Origin of the sequence: Micrococcus sp. HMSC31B01 (assembly GCF_001816085.1) — a bacterium.
Taxonomy (GTDB): Bacteria; Actinomycetota; Actinomycetes; order Actinomycetales; family Micrococcaceae; genus Micrococcus; species Micrococcus luteus.
Genome location: NZ_KV824964.1, coordinates 1 through 3639, shown reverse-complemented (window position 1 = coordinate 3639; position 3639 = coordinate 1). Strand labels below are relative to the sequence as shown.

Sequence of the window (3639 nt, the reverse complement as noted above, 5' to 3'; positions counted from 1 at the left end):
CCGACGCCGGGCGCCCTGGCCGAACACGACCCCGGCCTCCGGGCGGACTGGGAGGTCGCCGAGCTCGCGCCGGACGGCCTCGGCCACCGCTTCACGCTGCGCCACGCGGCCACGGGCCGGGAGCTGCGGGCCTCCGTCGGTCTGCCGGGCCGCTTCAACGTGGCCAACGCGGCCCTCGCGGTTCTGCTCGTGCTGCACGCCGTGGGGGAGGAGCACCTGGACGCGCTCGCCGCGGTCCTGGACGTGCCCGCGGGGGAGGGCCCTCTGGCTGCCGCCGTCCCGGGGCGGATGGAGGTCGTGGGCCGCGAGCCGGACGCCGTCGTCGACTTCGCGCACAACCCGGACGGCATGGTCCAGGCGCTGCGCTCCCTCGCCGACGCCCGGGCGGCGGCCGGGACGCGCGGCCGCACCCTGATCGTGTTCGGCTCCGCCGGCGACCGTGACCGTGACAAGCGGCCCGTGATGGGCGCGATCGCGGCCCGGGCGGCGGATGTGCTGATCGTCACCGACGACACCCCCCACTCGGAGGACCCGGCCCCGATCCGCGCCCACATCCTCGCCGGCGCCCGCGCCGAGGCCGACCGCATCGCGCGGGAGGAGGGCCGCACGGTCGTGATCGAGGAGGTGGCCGACCGTGCCACGGCCATCCGCCGCGCCGTGGAGCTGGCGGGGCCGCAGGACGGCATCCTCCTGGCCGGCCGCGGGCACGAGACCACGATGGACTACGACGGCGAGCTCGTCCCGCTGGACGACCGGGTGGCCCTGCGCGAGGCCCTGGCCGCCCGTGTCGCGGCGGCCTCCGCCTCGGGCTCCGGCCCCGCCCGCGAGGGTAAGGTCATCGAGTCATGATCGCTCTCACCGCAGCCCAGATCGCCGAGGCCGTGTCCGGCACGCTCTCGGCCACCCTCGACCCCGCCACCGTGCTGGTGCACGTCACCCCCGACTCGCGGGAGGTCACCGCCGAGGGCACGCTCTACGTGGCGAAGCCGGGGGAGCGCGCCGACGGCCACGACTTCATCGACGCCGCGCTGGGTGCCGGCGCCGCCGCCGTGCTCGCCGAGCGCGCCACGCACGCCCCCGACGGCGCCGCGCACCCGGCGATCATCGTCGAGGACGCCGTGCTCGCGATGGGCGCGCTCGCCCGGGAGGTCGTGCGCCGCGTCCGGGGGCACTCCCCGACCACCGTCATCGGCATCACCGGCTCGGCCGGCAAGACCACCACCAAGGACCTGCTCGCTGCCCTGCTGGCCACCCAGGGCCCCACCGTCGCACCGGTCGGCTCGTACAACGGCGAGGTCGGCGTGCCGCTCACGGTGTTCCGGGCGGAGCTGGACACGCGCTTCCTCGTGGTCGAGATGGGCGCGGACCACGTCGGCAACATCGCGTACCTCTGCGACATCGTGCGCCCGGACATCGGCGTCGTGCTCATGGTGGGCACCGCCCATGCGGGCAGCTTCGGCGGCGTGGCGAACATCGCGCGCACCAAGGGCGAGCTCGTGGAGGCCCTCGGCCCCGAGGGCGTCGCCGTCCTCAACCTCGACGACGAGCGTGTCGCCGGCATGGCGGCACGGACCGCCGCCCCGATCACCTGGTTCACCGCGGACGAGCGGGGCGTCGCCCGCGCGGCCGAGGACGTGGCCGCCGGCCGCGCGTCGGGACTCGTCGCCGCACGGGACGTGCGAGCCGACGACCAGGAGCGCCCCGTCTTCGACCTGCAGGTCGGGACGGATGAGGCCGCCGTGCGGCATCCGGTCGCCTCCGGACTGACCGGCCTGCACCACGTGCACAACGTGCTGGCCGCCGCCGCGGCCGCCCACGCCGCCGGCATGGACCCGGCCGAGATCGCCCGTGGTCTCGACGGGCTCGGGCCCGCCAGCCGCTTCCGGATGGAGCGCACCGACCGCGCGGACGGCGTCACGATCATCAACGACGCGTACAACGCCAACCCCGAGTCCATGCGCGCCGCGCTGCGGACGCTGGCCACCCTCGGCCGCTCCAGCGGCCGCCGCACCTGGGCCGTCCTGGGGGAGATGCTCGAGCTCGGCGATGCCCGCGTCCGTGAGCACACCCTCGTGGGCGAGTCCGTGGTGCGCCTGAACATCGCCCAGCTGCTGGTGGTGGGCGCCGGAGCCCGGCCGCTCTACATCGGCGCCCTCAACGAGGGCAGCTGGGGCGAGGAGGCGCACTTCGTCGACGACGCCGCGCAGGCCGAGGCGTTCCTCGCCGAGCACCTGCGCCCCGGCGACCTCGTCCTCGTCAAGTCCTCCAACGGCGTCGGGCTCGCGGCCCTCGGCGAGCGCCTCGCCACGGCCGACGCCGTCGCCGCCCCCTCCGCCTCCCCGAAGGAGTCCCGACCGTGATCGGACTGCTCATCGGCGGCGTGCTCGGCCTGGTCCTCTCGGCCGTCGGCACCCCGCTGTTCATCAGGTTCCTCGTCAAGCGCGGATACGGCCAGTTCGTCCGCGACGACGGCCCGACCACCCACAAGACCAAGCGCGGCACGCCCACGATGGGCGGCGCGGTCATCATCGGCTCCATGGTGCTGGCGTACCTGATCACCCACGGGCTGCTCGCGGTGTTCGGCGTCGACTTCGGCGGGCCCACGGCCTCCGGCCTGATCCTGCTGCTGCTCACGGTGGGCATGGCCTTCGTCGGTTTCGTGGACGACTTCACGAAGATCACGAAGCAGCGCTCGCTCGGCCTGACGCCGCGCGGCAAGATCATCCTCCAGGCCCTGATCGGCACCGCCTTCGCGGTCCTCGCCCTGAACTTCCCGGACGAGCGGGGCCTGACCCCCGCCTCGACGGCGATCTCCTTCGCCCGGGACATCCCGTGGCTCGACCTGGCCTTCGCCGGACCCGCGATCGGCGTCATCCTGTTCGTGATCTGGTCGAACCTCATCACCACCGCCACCACGAACGCCGTGAACCTCACGGATGGCCTCGACGGGCTCGCCACGGGCGCCACCGCCATGATCACGGGCGCCTACGTCCTGATATCGCTCTTCCAGTCGAGCCAGTCCTGCGCGCTCGAGGGCACCCGCGGCTGCTACGAGGTCCGCGACCCCATGGACCTCGCCCTGCTCGCGGCGATCCTCACGGGCAGCCTGCTGGGCTTCCTCTGGTGGAACACCTCCCCGGCCAAGATCTTCATGGGGGACACCGGCTCCCTGGGCCTGGGCGGCGCCCTGGCCGGCTTCGCGATCTTCACGCGCACCGAGATCCTGGTGGCCGTGCTGGCCGGCCTCATGGTCGCGATCACCCTCTCCGTCATCATCCAGGTGGGCTGGTTCAAGGTCTCCGGCGGCAAGCGCGTGTTCCTCATGGCGCCGCTGCAGCACCACTTCGAGCTCAAGGGCTGGGCCGAGGTGACCGTCGTGGTCCGCTTCTGGCTGCTGTCCCTGATGTGCGTCACCGTGGGGCTCGCGATCTTCTACGGCGACTGGCTCATCCGCCAGGGCGGCCTCGCGGGGGTGACCCCGTGACCGGCCCCGCGTCCGACGCCGCGCCCGCACCGGTGCGCCGGCCCCGCGCCGACACCGCCCGCACCGCCGACCTCACGTCCTGGGACGCTCCGGGGTGGGCCGGCCTGCGTGTCGTCGTCACGGGCCTGGGCCTCACCGGCTTCTCCGTGGCCGAC

At 74.1% G+C, this 3639-nt stretch carries 3 protein-coding genes; all 3 read left to right on the top strand.

All coding sequences use genetic code 11. The features are described from left to right. On the top strand, nt 1–849 hold an 849-nt coding region (locus HMPREF3105_RS02115; protein ID WP_305791315.1), incomplete at its 5' end, for a glutamate ligase domain-containing protein. Further along, on the top strand, nt 846–2360 hold the full coding sequence (gene murF / locus HMPREF3105_RS02110; protein ID WP_063189728.1) for a UDP-N-acetylmuramoyl-tripeptide--D-alanyl-D-alanine ligase: 1515 nt from the start codon (nt 846–848) through the stop codon (nt 2358–2360). The genes HMPREF3105_RS02115 and murF, both read left to right, overlap by 4 nt. Then, nucleotides 2357–3484 carry a phospho-N-acetylmuramoyl-pentapeptide-transferase gene (gene mraY, locus HMPREF3105_RS02105; protein WP_036314159.1) on the top strand — a complete coding sequence of 376 codons (1128 nt, stop codon included), beginning with the start codon at nt 2357–2359 and terminating at the stop codon, nt 3482–3484. Before murF ends, mraY begins: the two co-directional genes overlap by 4 nt. The last annotated feature ends 155 nt before the right edge of the window (nt 3485–3639 follow it).